Here is a 23,799-nt window from a genome sequence, read left to right on the forward strand (position 1 = left end):
TCAAGGGCAGTCTCGAGGCAACAAGGCAGGCGGCTAACTCGCAAGCCGGTGCACCCAGGGTGTCCGCGGCGTCCTTCTTCGAGGTATTGGAAGTAAGGTTCGCGCCACGGATACGGCAGCCGGCTTAAGACCCAACCCTCGCGGAGATTCAATCCATGGCAGTTACCATGCGTCAGATGCTGGAAGCCGGTGTCCACTTCGGTCACCAGACGCGCTTCTGGAACCCCAAGATGGCCCCGTTCATTTTCGGCCATCGCAACAAGATTCACATCATCAACCTCGAAAAGACGCTGCCGATGTACAACGACGCGCTGAAGTACGTGCGTCAACTGGCAGCGAACCGCGGCACGATCCTGTTCGTCGGCACGAAGCGCCAGTCGCGCGACACGATCGCGGAAGCGGCGCAGCGCGCGGGCATGCCGTTCGTGAACGCACGCTGGCTCGGCGGCATGCTGACCAACTTCAAGACGCTGAAGGTATCGATCAAGCGTCTGAAGGACATGGAAACGGCGGTCGAGGCGGGTGAGCTCGAAAAGATGAGCAAGAAGGAAGCGCTGTTGTTCGAACGCGAAATCGCGAAGCTGCAGAAGTCGATCGGCGGCGTGAAAGATATGGGCGGCATTCCGGACGCGATCTTCGTCGTGGACGTCGGCTACCACAAGATTGCCGTCACCGAAGCGAACAAGCTCGGCGTGCCCGTTATCGCGGTGGTCGATACGAACCACTCGCCGGAAGGCGTCGATTACGTGATCCCGGGCAACGACGACGCGAGCAAGGCCGTGACGCTGTACGCGCAAGGCGTGGCTGACGCGATCCTCGAAGGCCGCGCGAACGCGGTCAACGAAGTCGTGCAGGCGGCGCGCGGCGGTGACGACGGCGACGAGTTCGTCGAGGTCAACGGAGAAGCCTGAGGCGGCTCAGGCGACCTGGGTCCGGCAAAAAAGGGGGCTAGCTAGAGGCCCCCTTTTTTTAAGCCGGCGTCAGGTGAAGAGTGCGGCGCGCATCGGGCACGAGCGGCGCGCGTCGGGCGAAACGAATCGATGCCGTGGGCGGTGCGGCTCGCAGTGGGAAGCACGGCCGGCGGCAGGTACAGACTCAAGGAGCGAATGATGGCGGCAATTACCGCAAGCATGGTTGCAGAACTGCGCGCGAAGACCGATGCGCCGATGATGGAATGCAAGAAGGCGCTGACCGAAGCCGACGGCGACATGGCGCGTGCGGAAGAACTGCTGCGCGTGAAGCTCGGCAACAAGGCCAGCAAGGCTGCATCGCGCGTCACGGCTGAAGGCGTGATCGCATCGTTCATCGGCGGCAACGCGGGCGCGATCGTCGAGCTGAACTGCGAAACCGACTTCGTCTCGAAGAACGACGATTTCATCGCGTTCTCGAAGCAGGTCGCGGAACTGGTCGCAACGAAAAACCCGGCTGACGTCGCGGCGCTGTCGGCACTGACGTTGAACGGCGAAACGGTCGACGCGGTGCGTCTCGCGCTCGTCGGCAAGATCGGCGAAAACCTGTCGATTCGCCGCTTCGCGCGCTTCGAGACGTCGAACAAGCTGGTTTCGTATCTGCATGGCACGCGTATCGGCGTGCTCGTCGAGTACACGGGCGCCGACGAGCAGGTCGGCAAGGACGTCGCGATGCACATCGCGGCCATGAAGCCGGTGTCGCTGTCGGCAGACGAAGTGCCGGCCGATCTGATCGCGAAGGAACGCAGCATCGCCGAACAAAAGGCGGCCGAATCGGGCAAACCGGCTGAAATCGTCGCGAAGATGGTCGACGGCAGCGTGCAGAAGTACCTGAAGGAAGTGTCTCTGCTGAACCAGCCGTTCGTGAAGAACGACAAGCAGACGATCGAGCAGATGTTGAAGGCGGCGGGCACGAGCGTGCAGAAGTTCGCGCTGTTCGTGGTCGGCGAGGGCATCGAGAAGCGTCAGGACGACTTCGCGGCCGAAGTGGCGGCACAAGTGGCTGCTGCAAAGCAGCAATAAACGCTAAGGTAGCAGGCACGTAGCAGACAGTTTCATTTTTTATTTGCTTCACGCTTCACCGTAGTACCCGCGGCAGCGTAGTATGCCGCCGCGGGCCGGCAGCGCCGCCCGATACGGTTGGGCACCGCCTGGTCTCCGTCGCTTCGCGGGGTTCCGGCGCAAGGCCAATCGCGGCATCGGGGCTGGTGTGCGTTGCAATCCGCGCCGCGCGCCTTCCCGGTGTCCTGCGCGGATAGCCAATGAATTTGGCGGCGCTTGCCCGAACCGGCATTTCACCCCTACAGTTCCACGTTGTTGTCTACTGCGCGATCTGGATATCTCTATGCCCACTGCCTACAAACGCGTCCTCCTGAAACTCTCCGGTGAAGCTCTGATGGGCGACGATGCCTTCGGCATCAATCGCGCGACGATCGAAAGAATGGTGGCGGACGTGGCCGAGGTGGTGCGGCTCGGTACGCAGCTCGCCGTCGTGATCGGCGGCGGCAATATTTTCCGCGGCGTCGCGGGCGGCGCGGCCGGCATGGACCGCGCGACCGCCGACTACATGGGCATGCTCGCGACAATGATGAACGCGCTCGCGCTGCAGGATGCGATGCGCCATGCGGGCATCGAGGCGCGCGTCCAGTCGGCGCTGCGCATGGATCAGGTGGTCGAACCGTATATCCGTCCGCGCGCGATCCGTCAGCTCGAAGAGGGCAAGGTCGTGATCTTCGCGGCCGGCACCGGCAACCCGTTCTTCACGACCGACACGGCCGCCGCGTTGCGCGGCTCGGAAGTGGGCGCCGAAGTCGTGCTGAAGGCGACCAAGGTGGACGGCGTCTATTCGGCCGATCCGCGCAAGGACGCGTCGGCTACGCGCTATACGACAATCAGCTTCGATGAGGCAATTGGCCGCAATCTGCAGGTCATGGACGCGACCGCGTTCGCGCTGTGCCGCGATCAGAAGCTGCCGATCCGGGTGTTTTCGATCGTCAAACCCGGAGCGCTCAAGCGCATTATTCAGGGCGAAGACGAAGGCACCCTCGTGCACGTGTAAACTCCCTGTCACATCAGCTGGGCTCGAGCGCGAGAAGAGGCCGCGGCGATTCGCCTGCTGGCCGGCTCGCATCGTTTTGAAGGTTCGGAGGTTTAATCATGTCTGTGGCTGACATCAAGAAGGGCGCTGAACAGAAAATGCAGCGCTCGATCGACGCGTTCAGGAACGATCTGTCGAAGATCCGCACGGGCCGTGCGCACACGGGGCTGCTCGACCATATCCAGGTCGACTACTATGGCTCGCCCGTACCGATTTCGCAGGTCGCGAATCTGACGCTCGTCGATGCGCGCACGATCGGCGTTCAGCCGTGGGAAAAGAAGATGGTCACGGTGGTCGAAAAGGCCATCCGCGAATCGGACCTCGGCCTGAATCCGGCCGCGCAAGGCGACGTGATCCGCGTGCCGATGCCTGCGCTGACCGAGGAACGCCGCCGCGAACTGACGAAGGTCGTCAGGAGCGAAGGCGAAACCGCCAAGGTTGCAGTGCGCAATCTGCGCCGCGACGCGAACGAGCAACTGAAGAAGCTCGTAAAAGACAAAGAGATTTCCGAAGACGACGAGCGTCGCGCGAGTGACGACGTGCAGAAGCTGACGGACAAATTCGTCGCGGAAATCGACAAGCTCGTGCAGACGAAAGAAGCCGAGATCATGACGGTCTGATGCCGCGCGGCATCGGCACCTTCAAGTTCTTCACTTCTTTATTTGCAGAGTTACTTCCGACGGCCATGACCTATACCAGCTCAACCGTTCTCGTGCCTGATGTCTCGGCTGTGCCGCGCCACATCGCGATCATCATGGACGGCAACGGCCGTTGGGCGACGCAGCGCCGGCTGCCTCGCGTGGCCGGCCATTCGCGCGGTGTCGACGCGGTGCGCGCGACCGTCGAAGCGTGCGCGCGGTGCGGCGTCGAATACCTGACGCTGTTCGCATTCAGCTCCGAAAACTGGCGGCGCCCGGAAGACGAAGTCTCGTTCCTGATGCGCCTGTTCGTGACGGCGCTCGAACGCGAGATCGGCAAGCTGCATGCGAACGGCATCAAGCTGCGCGTGGTCGGCGATCTGTCGGCTTTCGACCGGCGCATCCAGGATCTGATCCGCCGCGCGGAGACTAAAACCGCACGCAATACACGCCTGACGCTGACGATCGCCGCGAACTACGGCGGCCGCTGGGACATCATGCAAGCTACCCGCAAGCTCGTCGCCGAGGCGGCGCTCACGGGCCGTCCGGTCGAAGTCAGCGAGGAAGCTTTCAGCGAGCACCTCGCGATGGCTTACGCGCCGGAGCCGGATCTCTTTATCCGCACGGGCGGCGAGCAGCGCGTCTCGAACTTCCTGTTGTGGCAGCTCGCCTACACCGAGTTTTACTTCACGGACACGTTCTGGCCGGATTTCGACGCCGACGCGCTGAATCGCGCAATCGCGTCGTATGCCGAGCGGGAGCGGCGTTTCGGCCGCACCAGCGCCCAGCTCGAGACGCAGACGTCGCAGTCGCAGAACGCCGATTCGCTTTCATGCTGAAGACCCGTGTCATCACGGCGATCGTTCTGCTGGCGGTGCTCGTGCCCGTTACGCTGTTTGCGCCGATCGGCGCATTCGGCGCGCTGATCGCGTTCGTGGTCGTGTTTGCCGCGTGGGAATGGGCGCGGCTTCTGAAGCTGGCGGGTGCGGGGCCGATCGTCTACGCGATCGTCGCGGCGCTTGCGCTCGTCGCGAGCACGAAGCTCGGCGTCGGGCTTGTCGCGCCGCGGCCGCTATTCGAGGCGGCGGCGATTTTCTGGGTGCTGGTCGGCCCGTTCGTGCTGATTCGTAAGCCTGTGCTTGCCGAAGGCGGTTGGCGCGCGTTCCTGCTCGTGGCGGGCATCGTCGCGTTTGCCGCGTGCTGGCACGCGCTTGTGGCCGCGCGCCTCGCCGGCGTCGCATTCGTGCTTTCCCTGCTGCTGGTGGTCTGGCTGGCCGATATCGGCGCATACTTCGCCGGTAAGGCTTTCGGAAAGCACAAGCTGGCACCGGCCATCAGCCCCGGCAAGACCTGGGAAGGGGCGATCGGCGGCTGGCTCGCAGTCATGATCGTGGCCGCGCTCGCGGTGCTGACCCACGCCTTCGAGCCGACCCTGTTTTACGCGCTGCTGGAACACCTCGGTTCCATTCGTGCGTTCATTGCGCTGACGCTGCTCGTCGCGTTCAGCGTGGTCGGCGATCTGTTCGAGTCGATGTTGAAACGCCAGGCAGGCGTCAAGGATTCGAGCGGCCTACTGCCGGGCCACGGCGGTGTGCTCGACCGCATCGACGCGTTGTTGCCCGTGCTGCCGCTCGCCATGCTGCTGCTCGGCTAGAGAAAAGAGACATGAAGAAACGATTGACCCTGCTCGGTTCCACCGGCTCGATTGGAGACAGTACGCTCGACGTGGTGACGCGTCATCCCGAGCGGTTTTCCGTCTATGCGCTCTGCGCGCACCGCAACGGCGACAAGCTCGTCGAACAATGCCTGCACTTCAGGCCCGAAGTGGCCGTGGTCGGCGACGCCGCCACCGCACAACAGGTCGCGGGCAAACTGCGCGCCGCGGGCTGCAATACCGAAGTGCTGCACGGACCGCAGGCGCTCGTCGACGTGTCGGCAAGCGAAGGCTGCGATACGGTCGTCGCGGCGATCGTCGGCGCGGCAGGGCTTGCACCGACCCTCGCAGCCGCGCGCGCCGGCAAGCGCATTCTGCTCGCGAACAAGGAAGCGCTCGTCATGTCGGGCGCCATCTTCATGGACGCAGTGCGCGACAACGGCGCGATCCTGCTGCCCGTCGACAGCGAACACAATGCGATTTTCCAGTGCCTGCCGCGCGAAGCGGCGTTGCACGGCGGCGTCTCGAAGATCATCCTGACCGCGTCCGGCGGACCGTTCCGCACGCGCGAACCGGCGAGCCTCGTCGACGTGACGCCGGAAGAAGCCTGCAAGCATCCGAACTGGGTCATGGGCCGCAAGATTTCGGTCGACTCCGCGACGATGATGAACAAAGGCCTCGAGGTCATCGAAGCGCATTGGCTGTTCGGCCTCGCAGGCGATCGTATCGACGTGCTGATCCATCCGCAAAGCGTGATTCATTCGCTCGTGTCGTACGCGGACGGATCGGTGCTCGCGCAACTGGGCAATCCCGATATGCGTACGCCGATCGCGCATGCGCTCGCGTTTCCGGAGCGTGTCGATTCCGGCGTCGCACAGCTCGACCTCGCGCAGGTCGCGATGCTGTCGTTCGAAAAACCCGACTACGCGCGCTTTCCATGTCTCGCGCTCGCGATGAAGGCGCTCGCCGCGGGCGGCGTGGCCAGCGCGGCGCTCAATGCGGCCAATGAAATCGCCGTCGATGCGTTCCTGACGCGCCGCATCGGTTTCACCGCCATCGCGCACGTTGCCGATGCCGTGTTGAACGCGCTGCCGAATCGCGATGCATCGAGCCTCGACGACGTGATCGAAGCCGATGCTGCGGCGCGGCGCGCGGCGGCGTCGATGATCGATACGTTGCCGTCGCTCGCGCGGCGCACGGAGCGCGCCACTCAGTGAGGCGTTTATGAATCTGCTGACCGAAGTACTCGCCTTTATCGTTGCGATCGGCGTGCTGGTGGTGGTACACGAGTACGGCCACTATAGCGTCGCGCGATTGTGCGGCGTGAAGGTGCTGCGTTTCTCGATCGGTTTCGGCAAACCGCTTGCGCAGTGGGTCAGCAGGAAAACCGGCACGCAATGGACGATCGCGATGCTGCCGCTCGGCGGCTACGTGAAGATGCTCGACGAGCGCGAAGAGGGCGCGCGCATTCCCGACGACGAACTGCGCTATGCGTTCAACCGGCAATCGGTCGGCAAGCGCTTTGCGATCGTCGCGGCGGGACCGATCGCCAACTTCCTGCTGGCGATCGTGCTGTTTGCCGCCGTGTTCGCGACCGGTGTGACCGAGCCGGCGGCAATCGTCGCCTCGCCTGCGATGAATACGGCTGCCGCGCGCGCCGGCTTCGAAGGCGGCGAAACGGTCACCGCGGTACGCGATGCGAGCGGCGGCGAAACGGAGCCTGTGCGTTCGTGGTCCGACTTGCGCTGGAAGCTGCTTGGGGCGGCATTCGATCATCGCAACGTCGTGCTGACGGCGAAGGACAGGAATGGCACGTTCGACTTTCCGCTGAGCCTCGAGGCCCTGTCGGACAAGGAAGTCGATGACAATTTCATGTCGCGCCTGGGCTTCGAGCCGGGCGGCGGCACGCTGTCGGTGGCCGGGGTGCAGCGCGACAGCGCGGCGCAACGCGCGGGCCTCGAAGCGGGCGATCGTCTGCGCGCGGTCGACGGCCATCCCGCCGATAACGCGACGACGTTCATCAACTACATCAAGTCGCACGCGGGTAAGCCGATCACGCTGCAAGTCGAGCGCGGCGCGCGTGCATCGCAGGACGCACAAGCGGACGCACGAACAGACGCAAGAGCGGACGCGCAAGCGGGCGCCATGCATACGATCACGCTGGTGCCCGCCGCGCAGCGCGACGATGCAACCGGCGAGAACGTCGGCCGTATCGGCGCCGAACTCGCTACGCAAGTGCCTTCGATCGACGTGCGTTACGGGCCGATCGAAAGTTTGCGGCTCGGCGCAAACCGCACATGGGAACTCGGTGTCTATTCGATCCGGATGTTCGGCCGCATGATTATCGGCGAAGCATCGCTGAAGAATCTGTCGGGTCCGGTGACGATTGCTGACTATGCAGGCAAGAGCGCAAGGCTCGGACCTTCAGCATTCCTTTCGTTCCTCGCGCTCGTCAGCATAAGCCTCGGCGTTCTCAACCTTTTACCAATTCCGGTATTGGACGGGGGGCATCTGTTATATTATTTGGTTGAGGCGGTTACGGGTAAGGCGGTATCCGATCGCTGGCAGCTGGTTCTTCAAAGAGCGGGACTCGCATGCATCGTCGCCCTGTCGGCGATTGCGCTTTTTAACGATCTTGCTCGTTTAATCCATTTTTAAAGGTGTCAGGCGGCGTTCGCAACGACCGTCGGACCTGATGCAGCTATAACACTGGGGAAGCACGTTGTTCAAACCTCATCGCTTTGTTCCTAAAACAGTTGTAGCCGCGGCATTCGCCGCGCATGGGCTGGTCGCCCACGCAACGACACCCTTTGTGGTGCAAGACATTCGGATCGAGGGTTTGCAACGGGTCGAACCGGGTACCGTGTTCTCGTACCTGCCGATCAAGCAGGGCGATACGTTCACTGACGATAAAGCTTCCGAAGCGATCCGCGCGCTCTACGCAACGGGTTTTTTCAACGATGTCAAGATTGCGACCGAAGGCAATGTCGTGATCGTCCAGGTGGTCGAGCGCCCGGCCATCGGCACGATCGATTTCTCCGGCATTCACGAATTCGAAAAAGACAACCTGACGAAAGCGCTGCGCGCAGTCGGTTTGTCGCAAGGCCGGTATTACGACAAGGCGCTCGTCGACAAGGCCGAACAGGAACTGAAGCGCCAGTATCTGACGCGCGGCTTCTATGCAGCGGAAGTCACCACCACGGTCACGCCGATCGACCGCAACCGCGTGGGCCTGCTGTTCTCGGTCGTCGAAGGTCCGAGCGCGAAAATCCGCCAGATCAACTTCATCGGCAACAAGGCTTTCAGCACGGGCACGCTGCGCGACGAAATGCAGCTGTCTACGCCGAACTGGTTTTCCTGGTACACGAAGAACGATCTGTACTCGAAGGAAAAGCTGACCGGCGACCTCGAAAACGTGCGCTCGTACTACCTTAATCGCGGCTATCTCGAGTTCAACATCGAGTCGACCCAGGTGTCGATCACGCCCGATAAAAAGGACATGTACCTGACAATTACGTTGCACGAGGGCGAGCCGTACACGATCTCGAGCATCAAACTCGCGGGTAATCTGCTCGATCGCGAGGCCGAGCTCAACAAGCTGATCAAGATCAAACCGGGTGAGCGCTTCTCGGCCGAAAAGCTGCAGGCCACCACCAAAGCGATCGTCGACAAGCTCGGCGAATACGGTTACGCGTTCGCCACCGTCAACGCACTGCCGCAAATCGATCAGGAGCATCACAAGGTCGATCTCACCTTGCAGGTCGACCCGAGCCGCCGCGTCTATGTGCGCCGGGTCAACGTGGTCGGCAATACGCGTACGCGCGACGAAGTGGTGCGCCGCGAAATGCGCCAGCTCGAAAGCTCGTGGTTCGATTCGAACCGCCTCGCGCTGTCGAAGGACCGCATCAACCGTCTCGGTTACTTCACCGACGTCGACGTGACGACGGTGCCCGTCGAAGGTACGCCCGACCAGGTCGACGTCGATGTGAAGGTGACCGAGAAACCGACGGGTGCGATCACGCTCGGTGCGGGCTTCTCGTCGACGGACAAGGTGGTGCTCTCGGCCGGCGTGTCGCAGGACAACGTGTTCGGTTCGGGCACGAGCCTGTCGGTGAACGTGAACACCGCGAAGACGTATCGCACGCTGACGGTCACGCAGGTCGACCCGTACTTCACGGTGGATGGCATCAAGCGTATTACCGATGTCTATTACCGCACGTATGAGCCGCTCTTCTATTCGACCGATTCGAGCTTCCGGATCGTGACGGTCGGCGGCGACCTCAAGTTCGGTATCCCGTTCTCCGAAGTCGATACGGTCTTCTTCGGCGTGGGCTTCGAACAGAACACGCTCGATATCGATGCGAACACGCCGCAGACGTACAAGAACTATGTGCAGGACTTCGGCCGCGTGTCGAACAACGTGCCGCTCACGATCGGCTGGTCACGCGACAATCGCGACAGCGCGCTCGTGCCGAGCCGCGGTTACTTCACGCAGGCGAATGCCGAATACGGCACGCCGGTCGGCGGCACGCAGTATTACAAGGCCGATCTGCAGGCGCAGTACTATTACTCGTTTGCGCGCGGTTTCGTGCTCGGCTTCAACGTGCAGGGCGGCTACGGTAACGGTATCGGCAATCCGTACCCGATCTTCAAGAACTACTACGCGGGCGGTATCGGTTCGGTGCGCGGCTATGAGCCGAGCTCGCTGGGTCCGCGCGACAAGACCACGAACGATCCGGTCGGCGGTAACAAGATGTTCGTCGGCAATATCGAGCTGACATTCCCGCTGCCGGGTACCGGCTATGACCGTACGCTGCGTGTGTTCACCTTCCTCGACGCCGGTAACGTCTGGGGTGATCCTGCCCAGGGCGGCGACACGACGGTCGGTTCGAACGGCCTGCGTTACGCTTACGGCTTTGGTCTTGCGTGGATTTCGCCGATCGGGCCGCTCAAGCTGAGCTTGGGCTTCCCGCTGCAGAAGCACACGGGCGACCAGTATCAGAAGTTCCAGTTCCAGATCGGGACGGCATTCTGACCGGACGAACGGCGACCCTTACAGTATCGAGAGGATGACTTTGCGAACCGGTATGATTTCGAAACGTGTGGCATGCGCGCTGGCGCTGGCGGCGGCTTTCGGGGCGGGCGTCGTGCCAGCCGCGCAAGCACAGGAAGCGCGCATTGCGGCCGTCAATTCGGACCGCATCCTGCGCGAGTCGACGGCGGCAAAGGCGGCCCAGGCGAAGCTCGAAGCCGAGTTCGCGAAGCGCGACAAGGATCTTCAGGATATGGCGCAACGTCTGAAGTCGATGTCCGATTCGCTCGACAAGAATGGTCCGACGATGTCGCCGGCCGACCGCGCGCAGAAGCAGCGTGACCTGTCGCAGCTCGACAGCGATTTTCAGCGCAAGCAGCGCGAATTCCGTGAAGATCTGAACCAGCGCCGCAATGAAGAACTCGCCGCGGTGCTGGACCGCGCGAACAAGGTGATCAAGCAGATCGCCGAACAGCAGCATTACGATCTGATCGTGCAGGAGGCGGTGTATGTGAGTCCGCGCATCGATATTACCGATCAGGTGTTGAAGGCGCTTGCCGCATCGAACAATTCGAACTAACGCAAAAAGCAGCACGCCGGTACCGAAGCCAATGTGCCCGGTACCTTGTCAAGCGCCAACCTGGGCGCTAACCGAAATCAGGAGCAGTACACGCATATGGCTTTTACGCTCGAGGAGATCGCCAGACGCTTCGGCGGCGACATTATCGGAGACCGCACGCATCGCGTCAGCAATCTGGCACCGCTGGATCAGGCTGGGCCGGAACACCTGGCGTTCCTCGCGAACCCCAAGTATCTGTCGCAGGTCGATACCACCGAGGCGGGGGCCGTGTTGATCAACGCGGACGACCTCGCGAAACTCGCATCGCCCGGCGGACGTAACTTCATCGTCACGCCGAATCCGTACGCTTACTTCGCCCGCGTTGCGCAGGCATTCATCGACCTCGCTTCTCCCAAGGCGGTACCGGGCGTGCATCGAAGCGCACACGTCGACGCATCGGCGCAGATTGCGGCAAGCGCAGTAATCGGCCCTAACGTGACCGTCGAAGCGGGTGCGGTCATTGGCGAAAACGTGCGCCTCGATGCGAACGTGTTCGTTGGCCGCGGCACGAGGATCGGCGCCGGTTCGCATCTGTATCCGAATGTCACCGTGTACCATGGCTGCACCCTGGGCGAGCGCGCGATCGTGCAGTCCGGCGCGGTGATCGGCTCGGACGGCTTCGGCTTCGCGCCGGACTTCGTTGGCGAGGGCGATGCGCGCACGGGCAGCTGGGTCAAGATTCCGCAGGTCGGCGGCGTGATGATCGGTCCCGATGTAGAGATCGGCGCGAACACGACGATCGACCGCGGTGCGATGGCCGACACCGTGATCGAGGAATGCGTGAAAATCGATAACCTCGTGCAAATCGCGCACAATTGCCGCATCGGTGCGTATACGGTGATCGCTGGCTGCGCGGGCATCGCGGGCAGCACGACGATCGGCAAGCACTGTATGATCGGCGGCGCCGTCGGCATCGCGGGCCATGTGACGCTCGGCGACTACGTGATCATCACCGCGAAGTCTGGCGTGTCGAAGTCGCTGTTGAAACCGGGTTTGTACACAAGTGCGTTTCCGGCCGTCGAGCATGCGGACTGGAACAAGAGTGCTGCGCTGCTGCGCAATCTCGACAAGATGCGCGACCGGATCAAGGCGCTTGAAGCCAGGGTCGAGGCAAAGGTTGAAGGCAAGGTTGCGGGCGACGCGAGCGGCAAGGCATAAGGTCTGGCAGCAAGCGCGAGCAACAGGCGCAAGCAGCATCGGCAGGCGCAAGCAACAAACGACAACTAGGGAGCAGAAACGCACAATCGAGAAGCGCCGGCCGGCACCGCCCGGAAAGCATGAAGCGGGCGGACCGGACCGAGGGCGCCGCCCGTAGCCGCCCGGGAGCTTCAGTGGCCCGTCGGCAGCACGTGACCCATTCAATGCACCGGCAACCGCTTCATCGTCGCGCCATCGGTCACAAAACTGCGGCGAAACTGCGACGAAACTGCGGTGAAACTGCGACACCACCGCGAAGAAAACTGCGCGTGAAACGAAATACCATGAGCACCGAAAAAATCAACCTCGACATTCACAAGATTCTGACGCTGCTGCCGCATCGCTACCCGATCCTGCTGGTCGACCGGGTGATCGAACTCGAACCGCACAAGGCGATCAAGGCGCTGAAGAATGTCACGATCAACGAGCCGTACTTCGTCGGACATTTCCCGAAGCGCCCGGTCATGCCAGGCGTACTGATTCTCGAAGCGCTCGCGCAGACGGCCGCGCTGCTGACGTTCGCGGAAGAGCCGCACGATCCCGACAACACGCTGTACCTGTTCGTCGGCATCGACAATGCACGCTTCAAGCGCGTCGTCGAACCCGGCGACCAGCTGATCCTGAACGTGACGTTCGAGCGTCATATGCGCGGCATCTGGAAGTTCAAGGCGCGCGCGGAAGTCGACGGCGCGGTCGCGGCGGAAGCGGACCTGATGTGCGCGGTGCGCACGTCGGACGAAGGCTGACGGCGGCAAGACTCAACGCGAACTGGAATACAAAGCGAGGGCGCATGAGCAGGATTCATCCCACTGCGATCATCGAGCCGGGCGCACAGCTCGACGACACGGTCGAAATCGGACCGTACGCCATCGTCGGCGCGAACGTCACGATCGGCGCGCGGACCACGGTTGGTTCGCATAGCGTGATCGAAGGTCACACGACGCTCGGCGAAGACAACACGATCGGCCACTACGCATCGATCGGCGGCCGGCCACAGGACATGAAATACAAGGGCGAGCCGACGAAACTCGTGATCGGCAGCCGCAACACGATCCGCGAGTTCACGACGATTCACACCGGCACCGTGCAGGACACGGGCGTGACGACGGTCGGCGACGACAACTGGATCATGGCCTACGTGCACGTCGGCCACGATTGCCAGATCGGCAACAACGTGATTCTGTCGAGCAACGCGCAGATGGCGGGGCATGTGCTGATCGACGATTACGCGATCGTCGGCGGCATGTCCGGCGTGCATCAGTTCGTGCGCATCGGCGCGCATTCGATGCTCGGCGGCGCATCGGCGCTCGTGCAGGACGTGCCGCCGTTCGTGATCGCGGCCGGCAACAAGGCCGAACCGCACGGCATCAACGTCGAGGGGCTGCGTCGGCGCGGTTTTTCGCCCGACGCGATTTCGGCGCTGCGATCGGCGTACCGGCTGCTGTACAAGAACGGCCTGTCGCTCGAAGAAGCGAAGCTGCAGTTGCGCGAGCTCGCGTCCGCGGGCGGCGACGGCGACGAAGCGGTGCGCGCGTTTGTCGACTTCGTCGAATCGTCGCAGCGCGGCATCATCCGCTAACGCGCGATGCCGCTGCACTCCAGTCAGCCGCGGCTAGCGATGGTCGCCGGCGAACCGTCCGGCGACATTCTCGGCGCGGCCCTGCTCGATGGCCTTGCGGCACGGCTACCCGCCGCGCGCAGTTACGGCATTGGCGGTCCGCGCATGATCGCGCATGGCTTCGATGCGCATTTTCCGATGGAAAAGCTGACGGTGCGCGGCTATGTCGAAGCGCTGCGGCATATTCCCGAGATTCTCGGCATTCGCAACGAACTCAAGCGGCAGCTGCTCGCTGACCCGCCCGACGCCTTCGTCGGCATCGATGCGCCCGATTTCAACTTCGGCCTCGAACACGCGCTGCGCGATGCCGGTATTCCAACCGTGCATCTCGTGTGCCCGTCGATCTGGGCGTGGCGCGGCGGGCGCATCAAGAAGATCGCGAAAGCGGTCGACCATATGCTGTGCGTGTTTCCGTTCGAGAAACCGCTGCTCGAAAAGGCCGGCGTCGCCGCGACGTATGTCGGCCATCCGCTTGCTGACCAGATTCCGCTCGAACCCGACGTGCCCGGCGCGCGCGCCACGCTCGGTTTGCCTGCCGGCGGTCCCGTCATCGCGGTGCTGCCCGGTAGCCGCCGCTCGGAAATCGAACTGATCGGCCCGACGTTCTTCGATGCGATGGCGCTGATGCAGGAACGCGAGCCCGGCGTGCGCTTCGTGATGCCGGCCGCGACACCGGCGCTGCGCGAGCAGCTCAAGCCGCTGGTCGACGCGCACCCCGGACTTGCACTGACGGTGACCGACGGCAACGCGCAACTCGCCATGACCGCAGCCGATGCATTGCTCGTGAAGAGCGGCACGGTGACGCTCGAAGCGGCGCTGCTGAAGAAGCCGATGGTGATTTCATACAAGGTGCCGTGGCTCACGGGGCAGATCATGCGCCGCCAGGGCTACCTGCCGTATGTCGGCCTGCCGAACATTCTGGCCGGGCGCTTCGTCGTGCCGGAAATCCTGCAGCATTTCGCGACGCCGCAAGCGCTCGCCGATGCGACGTTGACGCAGTTGCGCGACGACGCAAACCGGCGCACGCTGACGGAAATTTTCACGGAAATGCATCACGCGCTGAGGCAGAACACGGCACAGCGCGCCGCGGAAGCGGTCGCGCAGGTGGTCGAGTCGCGTAACAAGGGGCGGGCATGAACGAGAAAGCGCCGTCGAGACGCACGAAGACCGTCGCGGCCGAACAGGCAATGAGTGCGGCAAAAAACGCGGCAAAGAACATGGCAAACAGCGCGTCGAAAAAGGTCCGGACGGCGGTCGCCGGAACGGTGACCGTCGTGCAGCCGGGACTCGACTTCGAATCGCCGCTCGATATCGTCTGCGGTGTCGACGAAGCGGGGCGCGGGCCGTTGGCCGGGCCCGTGGTGGCTGCCGCCGTGATTCTCGATCCGAAGCGGCGCATTCGCGGCCTCGACGACTCGAAAGTGCTGAGCGCGAAGAAGCGCGAGGCGCTCTACGACAAGATCGTCGAGCGCTCGCTCGCATGGTGCGTCGCCTCCGCATCGGTCGAAGAGATCGATACGCTGAACATCCTGCACGCGACCATGCTCGCCATGAAACGCGCGGTCGAAGGGCTGTCGATCGTGCCGACGCTCGCGAAGATCGACGGCAACCGCTGCCCGACCTTGAGCGTGCGCAGCGAGGCGATCGTCAGCGGCGATGCGCTGGTACCGTGCATCTCGGCGGCCTCGATTCTCGCGAAAGTGACGCGCGATCGCATGTTGCTCGACCTGCATCAGACCTTTCCCATGTACGGATTCGATGCGCATGCCGGCTACGGTACGCCGCAGCATCTGCTCGCGCTACGCGAGCATGGGCCTTGCGCGCATCACCGGCGCTCGTTCGCACCGGTGCGCGAAGCGCATCTGCGGCTTGGGGTCGCGCCCGGCGATCTGCCATCCGAAATGCTGGTTGTCGACGCGGCGTTCGAAGACGCGTCGCTCGATCTCGATCGCCCGCCGTTTTGAACCGGGCGCCGCGCCCGACTTCCAGACCTGACATTCCCGACGAAGCCCGGACGTGAAGCCGCAGACGTGAAGCCCCAGACGTGAAGCCCCAGACGTGAAGCCAATTACCTCGCGCGACAATCCGCTCTACAAGCGCCTGAAGGCGCTCGCCGGCTCGACGCATCAGCAGCGTCGCAGCGCGCATGCGCTGCTCGAAGGGTTTCATCTTGCGAGCGCGTATCTCGATACCGTGGGCCAGCCCGAAACCTGCGTCGTGACCGAAGGCGCATTGCATCACGACGAAGCCCAGGCAATCGTCGCGCGCATCGAATCGTCGCGCATCGTGACGTTGCCCGATACGTTGTTCGGTCAGCTATCGAATGTCGTCAATGGCGTCGGCCTGCTGCTGCTCGTCGAGCGGCCCGCCATGCCGCTGCCCGAACGCGTGACGCAGAGCTGCGTCGTGCTCGACGGCGTGCAGGACGCGGGCAATGTCGGGTCGATTCTGCGCAGTGCGGCCGCAGCCGGTATCGGCGATGTGTTCTGTATGCAGGGCACCGCGTATGCGTGGGCATCGAAGGTGCTGCGCTCGGCGATGGGCGCGCATTTTCTGTTGCGCATCCACGAGGATATCGAGCCGCATGCATTGATCGAGCGGCTCGCGATGCCGGTCGCGATCACCGACTCGCATGGCGCACAGGCGCTTTACGATTGCGACCTGTCCGGGCAGCTTGCGTGGGTGTTCGGCAATGAAGGCGCGGGAGTGTCGGCGGCATGGCGCGCCGCCGTGACGCATCGGGTTACGATCCCGCAGCCGGGCGGCATGGAATCGCTGAACGTGGCGGCCGCCGCCGCCGTGTGCCTGTTCGAGCAGTGCCGGCAGCAGCGCGGGCGTCGATGAGGCAGGACGATCAGCGCCCGTTCAGTACGCAGGCCGGTCGAGCCGGATTTCCTGAAGAATCGTCGTCGCGATTTCCTCGATCGACTTGTGCGTCGACGACAGCCACTTGATTCCCTCACGCCGCATCATCGCTTCCGCTTCGTTGATCTCGTAGCGGCAACTTTCCAGCGACGCATACTTGCTGCCGGGACGCCGTTCGTTGCGAATTTCGGCGAGACGCTGCGGATCGATCGACAGTCCGAACATTTTTTCGCGATGCGCGAGCAGCGGCGTGGGCAGCTTGGCGCGTTCGAAGTCCTCGGGAATCAGCGGATAGTTCGCCGCTTTCACGCCGTACTGCATGGCGAGATACAGGCTGGTCGGCGTCTTGCCGCTGCGCGATACGCCGACGAGAATCACATCGGCTTCGGCAAGATTGCGGTTCGACTGGCCGTCGTCGTGCGCGAGGGAGAAGTTGATCGCCTCGATGCGATTCTTATATTCCTCGGTGTCGGCGTTCTGGTGCCCGCGGCCCATCGCGTGGCTCGACTTCAGCTCGAGTTCCTGTTCGAGCGGCTCGACGAAGGTCTGGAACATGTCGAGCACGAGCGCATCCGAGTCCTTGACGATCTGGTTCGACGCGCTGTTCACGAGCGTCGTGAAGACGATCGGCCGGCGGCCTTCCTGGCGGCCCGCTTCGTTGATCTTCTCGAGTGTCGCGTAGGCTTTTTCAGTCGAGTCGACGAACGGCACGCGAACGAGCCGGAATTTCTGGTCGAACTGGGAGAGGATCGAATGCGCGAAAGTTTCGGCAGTGATCCCGGTACCGTCGGAAACGATGAATACGGTGGGCGGCATCGGTCTGAGGGGAACGTGAGCGGCGCGAACCGCTCGAACAAAGGGTGCGGCACGAAATGTGCATCAATGCGGAGCACCGATGCGGTACGTCAATGGCGGCACGTCAATGGCGGTACGTCAATGCGGGTCCGCCTGGACGTCCGCGCCGCCGCAAGGCGCAGCGCGGTACAGCAATGCCCGCCGGCCGGGCTTCTGCGCGATTTTACCCGCATCGAGCAGGCGGCTTTGCGGCGTGCTTCGCGCCATTGTTGGCCGACCGGCACATTTCGGGGAATCGGCACGGTAGAATAGCGGCAACCTGTTGGATAAGCAATTGCAAGCAAACCGAAGGCCAGTGGCGCTCAGATGTCAGTTTGGGCGTCAGCTCGTGAATTCGCCGGGCGGTTATTAAAGGTTTGCCGCACAGGCGATTGTTTCTCCAACAGGTTGCGCAAGACGCGCGAACGCTTCCAATGAGCGCCGCGCGTGCAAGCCCACTTGCGCAATCGTGTATTTCTTCCACTCTTAGGGGCTTGTATGACTAACGCAGTTAACGTCGCAAAGGACAAGGCGTATGTAGTTCCGTTCGAACAGTTGCGAATGACCGACGTGGACATTGTCGGCGGCAAGAATGCATCGCTGGGCGAGATGATCAGCCAGCTCGCCGAAGCGGGCGTTCAGGTGCCGACCGGCTTTGCCACCACTGCGCTCGCCTTTCGCGACTTTCTGCAGCACAACAATCTGACCGAACGCATCGCCCAACGTCTCGAAACGCTCGACGTCGACGACGTGAAGGCACTCGCCGCCGCGGGCAAGGAAATTCGCCAGTGGATCGTCGATGCACCGTTGCAGGCGCGCCTCGAACAGGAAATCCGCGCTGCGTTCGACACGCTGTCGAAAAGCACGCCCGATCTCTCGTTCGCCGTGCGTTCGTCGGCCACGGCCGAAGACCTGCCCGACGCATCGTTCGCCGGTCAGCAGGAAAGCTATCTGAACGTGGCCGGCATCGAAGACGTGCTCGATCGCATGAAGCACGTGTTCGCGTCGCTGTACAACGATCGCGCCATTTCGTATCGCGTCCACAAGGGCTTCACGCATGCTGAAGTCGCGTTGTCGGCGGGCGTGCAGCGCATGGTGCGCTCGGACGTCGGCGCGGCCGGCGTGATGTTTACGCTCGATACCGAATCGGGTTTCAAGGATGCCGTGTTCATCACGTCGAGCTACGGCCTCGGCGAAACGGTGGTACAGGGCGCGGTGAACCCGGACGAGTTCTACGTGTTCAAGACCACGCTCGAGCAGGGCAAGTACCCGATCATCCGCCGTTCGATCGGCTCGAAGCTCATCAAGATGGAATTCACGAAAGCCGGCGAAGAAGGCCGCGTGAAGACCGTCGACGTGACGCCCGAGCAGCGCAACCGTTATTCGATCACCGACGAAGACGTGATCCAGCTCGCGAAGTACGCGGTGATCATCGAGAAGCACTACCAGCGCCCGATGGACATCGAGTGGGGCAAGGACGGCCGCGACGGCAAGATCTTCATCCTGCAGGCGCGGCCCGAGACGGTGAAGAGCCAGGGTAACGGCAAGTCCGAACAGCGTTTCAAGCTCAAGGGCCAGTCGCAGGTGCTCGCCACGGGGCGCGCGATCGGCCAGAAGGTCGGCGCGGGTCCGGTGCGCGTGATTCACGATCCGTCGGAGATGGAACGTGTGCAGCCGGGCGACGTGCTCGTCGCCGACATGACCGACCCGAACTGGGAGCCGGTCATGAAGCGCGCATCCGCGATCGTCACGAACCGCGGCGGCCGCACGTGTCACGCGGCGATTATCGCGCGCGAGCTCGGCGTGCCGGCGGTGGTCGGCTGCGGCGACGCGACCGACGTGCTGAAGGACGGCGCGCTCGTCACCGTGTCGTGCGCGGAAGGCGATGAAGGACGCATCTACGACGGTCTGCTCGAAACGGAAGTGACCGAAGTGCAGCGCGGCGAGCTGCCGCCGATCCCGACGAAGATCATGATGAACGTCGGCAATCCGCAGCTCGCATTCGACTTCTCGCAGTTGCCGAACGCGGGTGTCGGCCTCGCGCGGCTCGAGTTCATCATCAACAACAACATCGGCGTGCATCCGAAGGCGATTCTCGAGTACCCGAACGTCGATCAGGATCTGAAGAAGGCGGTCGAGAGCGTCGCACGCGGCCATGCATCGCCGCGCGCGTTCTACGTCGACAAGCTGACCGAAGGCATTGCGACGATCGCGGCGGCGTTCTATCCGAAGCCCGTCATCGTGCGTCTGTCGGACTTCAAGTCGAACGAGTACAAGAAGCTGATCGGCGGTTCGCGTTACGAGCCGGATGAAGAAAATCCGATGCTCGGTTTCCGCGGCGCATCGCGCTATATCGCCGAAGACTTCGCGCTGGCGTTCGAGATGGAATGCGCGGCATTGAAGCGCGTGCGCGAAGAGATGGGCCTCGATAACGTCGAGATCATGGTGCCGTTCGTGCGCACGCTGAAGCAGGCGGAACGCGTGGTCGGGCTGCTCGAGAAGTTCGGCCTCAAGCGCGGCCAGAACGGCCTCAAGCTCATCATGATGTGCGAGGTGCCGTCGAACGCGATTCTTGCCGAAGAATTCCTGCAGTACTTCGACGGCTTCTCGATCGGTTCGAACGACCTGACGCAGCTGACGCTCGGCCTCGATCGCGATTCGGGCATGGAACTGCTCGCGGCCGATTTCGACGAACGCGATCCGGCAGTCAAGTTCATGCTGAAGCGCGCGATTGACACGTGCTTGCGGCTGGACAAGTACGTCGGCATTTGCGGCCAGGGCCCGTCCGATCATCCGGACTTCGCGCAGTGGCTGACCGAAATCGGCATTGCGTCGATGTCGCTGAATCCGGACACGATCATCGAGACGTGGCAGGCGTTGGCGAAGCTGCAGACGAAGTAAGTAGCACGCATTGTCCCGGCGGCACTTGCGCGCAAATACAAGCACAAGTACGAGCGCGAGTGCCGCAAGAATGCCGGGCAGGCGTCGATTGCAGACACAAATCCGTCCAGATTCGCGACTGAGTTCGTGCTATAAAACACCCCGGATGGTTCCGGGGTGTTTTGCTTTGGGGAGGCCGAAGTGGCGCTAACAGGCTGGTTCTGGTGGGTCGGCGCGGGCGTGCTGATCGTGCTCGAGCTCACGAGCGGCACGTTCTATCTGCTGATGATCGCGCTCGGCTTCGTTGCCGCGGCGCTTGCGCGCCTTGCGGGTGCGCCGTTACCGGCGCAGCTCGCGGTGGCGGCGCTCGTCGCGCTCGTCGCGGTGGCGCTGTTGCGGCGCTCGCGCTTGGGCCGCAACCTGCGCGCCGATGCCGCACAGAATCCCGACGTCAATCTCGATATCGGCGCGACGTTGACGGTGCCCGAGTGGCACGATCGCCGCGCGCGGACGCAATATCGCGGCGCAGCCTGGGATGTCGAGCTCGCGCCCGGCGAGCCCGAAGATGCGCGCGTCTACCGCATCACCGCGTTGCGCGGCAGTTGTCTGGTTGTCGTCGCGAGTCCCGAGCGGTAACGGGGATAGCGGAGCGGCAAGCAGGCGAATCAACGGCATAACGAAGCAAACCAGAAAAGAGGTGCAGCAATGGAATCGACGATCTTCGCGGTCGTGCTTCTGATTATCGTGATCGTGCTGATCGGCCGGACGATCAAGATCGTGCCGCAGCAGCACGCATGGATTGTCGAGCGGCTTGGCCGCTACCATGCGACGCTGACACCGGGGGCGACGCTCGTGCTGCCGTTTATCGACCGCATCGCCTACAAGCATGTGCTGAAGGAGATTCCGCTCGACGTGCCAAGTCAGGTCTGCATCACGCGCGATAACACGCAGCTGCAGGTGGACGGCGTGCTGTACTTCCAGGTGACGGACCCGATGAAGGCGTCGTACGGCTCGAGCAACTTCGTATTCGCGATTACGCAGCTGTCGCAGACCACGCTGCGTTCGGTCATCGGCAAGCTCGAACTCGACAAGACGTTCGAGGAGCGCGACTTCATCAATCACAGTATCGTGTCCGCGCTCGACGAGGCTGCGTCCAACTGGGGCGTGAAGGTGCTGCGCTACGAAATCAAGGACCTGACGCCGCCGAAGGAAATCCTGCACGCGATGCAGCAGCAGATCACCGCGGAGCGCGAAAAGCGCGCGCTGATCGCGGCATCCGAGGGCCGTAAGCAGGAGCAGATCAATATCGCGTCAGGAGGCCGTGAGGCGGCGATCCAGAAGTCGGAAGGCGAGCGGCAGGCGGCGATCAATCAGGCGCAAGGCCAGGCGGCGGCGATTCTCGCGGTCGCGGAGGCGAATGCGCAGGCCATTCAGAAGATTGCCGCGGCGATCCAGTCGACGGGTGGCATGGAAGCCGTGAACCTGAAGGTAGCCGAGCAGTACGTGAATGCGTTCGCGAATCTCGCGAAGCAGGGCAATACGCTGATCGTGCCGGGCAACCTGTCGGAGATGAGTTCGATGATCGCGTCGGCGCTGACGATCGTCAAACAGCAGAAGGGCGCTAACGCCTGAGTTTTTCATTTTTGATGCTCGCGCGGCTGGCGCGGCTGGCGGGTTTGGCGCCGCCGCCGGTGCGGACGTGCAGAAGCGCCGTGCAGCGCCTCGTTGGCGCCGCGGCGCGTGTCACGTCGGCGTGCGCATCAGCCGTGCTTTTTCACGTTCCCAATCGCGTTTCTTCTCGGTCTCGCGCTTGTCGTGCAGTTTCTTGCCCTTCGCGAGGCCGATTTCGCATTTGACGCGGCCGCCCTTGTAGTGAAAGTTCAGCGGCACGAGCGTGTAGCCGCGCTGCTCGATCTTGCCGATCAGTTTGCTGATTTCTGCTGAGTGCAGCAGAAGCTTGCGCGTGCGCACCGGGTCGGGCGTGATGTGCGTCGAGGCTTCGGGCAACGGGCTGATGTGCGTGCCGATCAGAAACAGCTCCGCATTCTTGATCACGACGTAGCCTTCCTTGATCTGCCCGCGGCCCGCGCGCAGCGCCTTGACTTCCCATCCTTCGAGCACGAGTCCGGCTTCGTAGCGTTCTTCGATGAAGTAATCGAAGAAGGCCTTCCTGTTTTCGATGATGCTCATGAATGGAAATTGCCCAACTCGTTTAAAATCACGATTTTAGCAAAGCGAAGCCTGAAAGCCGCCGTGTCCGGCGTGCTTTTTGAGCGATTTTTAGCTGTTTGTCGCGTCAAGGCGTCGGGTTGGGGGCGTGTTTGTGGTCGCGTTTGGGGTCGCGTTTGTGGCCCCGTTTGTATCCGGCTTGTGTTCCGTTTGAATCGCGCCGGGCGTACTTGCGTCACTCGCGTGCGTTTGCGCTATCAGGTCGCGTACTCTCTTATTACCGTTTTACTCTCGCTGCGTGCCGTTTACTTTATGGCAGATGTCCAGAAAACCGTGTTGATACGCCACTCGGCGGAACAGATGTTCGACCTCGTCACCGACGTCGAGGACTACCCCAATTTCCTGCCGTGGTGCGGTGGCGTCGAGATTCGTCAGCAGGACGAGAACGGCATGGAAGCGCGCATCGACATCAACTTCAAGGGCATCAAGCAGCACTTCGCCACACACAACACTCAACAGCGACCCTCGCGCATCGATATGCAGTTCGCCGACGGGCCGTTTCGCAAGTTCACCGGTTTCTGGCGCTTCACGCCGCTGCGCTCGGACGCGTGCAAGATCGAATTCGCGCTGCACTACGAGTTCTCGAACATCATCCTCGAGAAGCTGATTGGGCCAGTGTTCAGCCATATCGCGAACACCTTCGTCGAATCGTTCGTGAAGCGCGCAGACCAGCGCTACGGCAAGTAATGAGGCACGCAATGAGTATGGGCGGCCGATCATGAATGCTTTGCTGTCGATCGAGGTTTGCTACGCGCTGCCTGACCAGCAGACGCTGATCCCGCTGCAGTTGCCCCAAGGCGCGACGCTCGAACAGGCGATCGGCGCGAGCGGCATCCTCGCGCGCCATCCGGAGATCGATTTGACGAAGCAGAAGGTCGGCGTGTTCGGCAAGCTGAAGCCGCTCGATGCGGTGCTCGCCGACCATGATCGCGTCGAGATCTACCGTCCGCTTATCGTCGACCCGAAGCTTGCACGGCAGCGGCGCGTCGAGAAGACGCGCCGGGATGGGTCGATCGAGGGGCGGAAGTGGCTGCCGAAGGATTCGCGCTAAGGGAGGCGTTTCTTTCGCAGGCGTTTCTTTCGCCGACGTTTCTTTCGAGCGTTGCCGGCCGACGCGCTCGCCGCACTGATCGCTGGTTGCACCGATCGCACTGATTGCGCTTGTCG

General features: G+C 62.7%; 23 protein-coding genes. 21 read left to right on the top strand and 2 right to left on the bottom strand.

Annotation, left to right across the window (positions count from 1 at the left end; all coding sequences use genetic code 11):
- Window positions 1-155 precede the first annotated feature (155 nt).
- From rpsB to QYH69_RS29930, 16 genes are all read left to right on the top strand, one after another.
- Entirely contained in the window at window positions 156-911 is a 756-nt protein-coding gene (gene rpsB / locus QYH69_RS29855; protein ID WP_308835285.1) for a 30S ribosomal protein S2, read from the top strand.
- 198 nt (window positions 912-1,109) lie between these two features.
- Window positions 1,110-1,991: a translation elongation factor Ts gene (gene tsf / locus QYH69_RS29860; protein WP_075158743.1), complete on the top strand. Its 882-nt coding sequence runs from the start codon at window positions 1,110-1,112 to the stop codon at window positions 1,989-1,991.
- A gap of 322 nt (window positions 1,992-2,313) precedes the next feature.
- Window positions 2,314-3,027, top strand: a complete 714-nt coding sequence (gene pyrH / locus QYH69_RS29865) for a UMP kinase (RefSeq protein ID WP_075156870.1) — start codon at window positions 2,314-2,316, stop codon at window positions 3,025-3,027.
- 98 nt (window positions 3,028-3,125) lie between these two features.
- Window positions 3,126-3,686 (top strand): ribosome recycling factor, encoded by a 561-nt coding sequence (gene frr, locus QYH69_RS29870; RefSeq protein ID WP_308835286.1) that lies wholly within the window; start codon window positions 3,126-3,128, stop codon window positions 3,684-3,686.
- 65 nt (window positions 3,687-3,751) lie between these two features.
- The gene (gene uppS, locus QYH69_RS29875; RefSeq protein ID WP_308835287.1) at window positions 3,752-4,543 is read left to right on the top strand and encodes a polyprenyl diphosphate synthase; all 792 of its coding nucleotides are present in this window, start codon (window positions 3,752-3,754) and stop codon (window positions 4,541-4,543) included.
- Window positions 4,537-5,358, top strand: a complete 822-nt coding sequence (locus QYH69_RS29880) for a phosphatidate cytidylyltransferase (protein ID WP_308835288.1) — start codon at window positions 4,537-4,539, stop codon at window positions 5,356-5,358. Before uppS ends, QYH69_RS29880 begins: the two co-directional genes overlap by 7 nt.
- 11 nt (window positions 5,359-5,369) lie before the next feature.
- Window positions 5,370-6,575: a 1-deoxy-D-xylulose-5-phosphate reductoisomerase gene (locus tag QYH69_RS29885; protein WP_308835289.1), complete on the top strand. Its 1,206-nt coding sequence runs from the start codon at window positions 5,370-5,372 to the stop codon at window positions 6,573-6,575.
- Window positions 6,576-6,582: 7 nt separating this feature from the next.
- The gene (gene rseP, locus QYH69_RS29890) at window positions 6,583-8,016 is read left to right on the top strand and encodes an RIP metalloprotease RseP (RefSeq protein ID WP_308835290.1); all 1,434 of its coding nucleotides are present in this window, start codon (window positions 6,583-6,585) and stop codon (window positions 8,014-8,016) included.
- A gap of 64 nt (window positions 8,017-8,080) precedes the next feature.
- A complete protein-coding gene (gene bamA / locus QYH69_RS29895) occupies window positions 8,081-10,393 on the top strand; it encodes an outer membrane protein assembly factor BamA (protein ID WP_308835291.1) in 2,313 nt (770 codons plus the stop codon).
- A 34-nt stretch (window positions 10,394-10,427) separates the two neighbouring features.
- Window positions 10,428-10,970, top strand: a complete 543-nt coding sequence (locus tag QYH69_RS29900) for an OmpH family outer membrane protein (protein WP_308835292.1) — start codon at window positions 10,428-10,430, stop codon at window positions 10,968-10,970.
- A 96-nt stretch (window positions 10,971-11,066) separates the two neighbouring features.
- The gene (gene lpxD, locus QYH69_RS29905) at window positions 11,067-12,167 is read left to right on the top strand and encodes a UDP-3-O-(3-hydroxymyristoyl)glucosamine N-acyltransferase (protein ID WP_308835293.1); all 1,101 of its coding nucleotides are present in this window, start codon (window positions 11,067-11,069) and stop codon (window positions 12,165-12,167) included.
- Window positions 12,168-12,490: 323 nt separating this feature from the next.
- A complete protein-coding gene (fabZ, locus tag QYH69_RS29910; protein WP_075156878.1) occupies window positions 12,491-12,952 on the top strand; it encodes a 3-hydroxyacyl-ACP dehydratase FabZ in 462 nt (153 codons plus the stop codon).
- A gap of 44 nt (window positions 12,953-12,996) precedes the next feature.
- Window positions 12,997-13,785: an acyl-ACP--UDP-N-acetylglucosamine O-acyltransferase gene (lpxA, locus tag QYH69_RS29915; RefSeq protein ID WP_075156879.1), complete on the top strand. Its 789-nt coding sequence runs from the start codon at window positions 12,997-12,999 to the stop codon at window positions 13,783-13,785.
- A 6-nt stretch (window positions 13,786-13,791) separates the two neighbouring features.
- The gene (lpxB, locus tag QYH69_RS29920; protein WP_308835294.1) at window positions 13,792-14,961 is read left to right on the top strand and encodes a lipid-A-disaccharide synthase; all 1,170 of its coding nucleotides are present in this window, start codon (window positions 13,792-13,794) and stop codon (window positions 14,959-14,961) included.
- An 80-nt stretch (window positions 14,962-15,041) separates the two neighbouring features.
- Window positions 15,042-15,788: a ribonuclease HII gene (gene rnhB, locus QYH69_RS29925; protein ID WP_374992521.1), complete on the top strand. Its 747-nt coding sequence runs from the start codon at window positions 15,042-15,044 to the stop codon at window positions 15,786-15,788.
- A 94-nt stretch (window positions 15,789-15,882) separates the two neighbouring features.
- The gene (locus tag QYH69_RS29930; RefSeq protein WP_308835295.1) at window positions 15,883-16,668 is read left to right on the top strand and encodes an RNA methyltransferase; all 786 of its coding nucleotides are present in this window, start codon (window positions 15,883-15,885) and stop codon (window positions 16,666-16,668) included.
- A 21-nt stretch (window positions 16,669-16,689) separates the two neighbouring features.
- Here the strand turns inward: QYH69_RS29930 and QYH69_RS29935 are convergent, their stop codons facing one another.
- Window positions 16,690-17,505 carry a pyruvate, water dikinase regulatory protein gene (locus tag QYH69_RS29935; protein ID WP_075156883.1) on the bottom strand — a complete coding sequence of 272 codons (816 nt, stop codon included), beginning with the start codon at window positions 17,503-17,505 and terminating at the stop codon, window positions 16,690-16,692.
- Window positions 17,506-18,021: 516 nt separating this feature from the next.
- Between QYH69_RS29935 and ppsA the strand changes: the two genes are divergently transcribed.
- From ppsA to QYH69_RS29950, 3 genes are all read left to right on the top strand, one after another.
- Window positions 18,022-20,424, top strand: a complete 2,403-nt coding sequence (gene ppsA / locus QYH69_RS29940) for a phosphoenolpyruvate synthase (protein WP_308835296.1) — start codon at window positions 18,022-18,024, stop codon at window positions 20,422-20,424.
- Between the two features lie 180 nt (window positions 20,425-20,604).
- Window positions 20,605-21,039 carry an NfeD family protein gene (locus QYH69_RS29945; RefSeq protein WP_308835297.1) on the top strand — a complete coding sequence of 145 codons (435 nt, stop codon included), beginning with the start codon at window positions 20,605-20,607 and terminating at the stop codon, window positions 21,037-21,039.
- A gap of 69 nt (window positions 21,040-21,108) precedes the next feature.
- Entirely contained in the window at window positions 21,109-22,035 is a 927-nt protein-coding gene (locus tag QYH69_RS29950) for a stomatin-like protein (RefSeq protein ID WP_308835298.1), read from the top strand.
- Window positions 22,036-22,146: 111 nt separating this feature from the next.
- Here QYH69_RS29950 and smpB read toward each other — a convergent pair whose 3' ends face one another.
- Entirely contained in the window at window positions 22,147-22,593 is a 447-nt protein-coding gene (smpB, locus tag QYH69_RS29955; RefSeq protein WP_075156887.1) for an SsrA-binding protein SmpB, read from the bottom strand.
- Window positions 22,594-22,884: 291 nt separating this feature from the next.
- Between smpB and QYH69_RS29960 the strand changes: the two genes are divergently transcribed.
- Window positions 22,885-23,319 (top strand): type II toxin-antitoxin system RatA family toxin, encoded by a 435-nt coding sequence (locus tag QYH69_RS29960; RefSeq protein WP_308835307.1) that lies wholly within the window; start codon window positions 22,885-22,887, stop codon window positions 23,317-23,319.
- Between the two features lie 31 nt (window positions 23,320-23,350).
- The gene (locus tag QYH69_RS29965) at window positions 23,351-23,683 is read left to right on the top strand and encodes an RnfH family protein (RefSeq protein WP_075156889.1); all 333 of its coding nucleotides are present in this window, start codon (window positions 23,351-23,353) and stop codon (window positions 23,681-23,683) included.
- The last annotated feature ends 116 nt before the right edge of the window (window positions 23,684-23,799 follow it).

The sequence above is a fragment of the Paraburkholderia sp. SARCC-3016 genome (genome assembly GCF_031119615.1).
Lineage (GTDB): Bacteria > Pseudomonadota > Gammaproteobacteria > Burkholderiales > Burkholderiaceae > Paraburkholderia.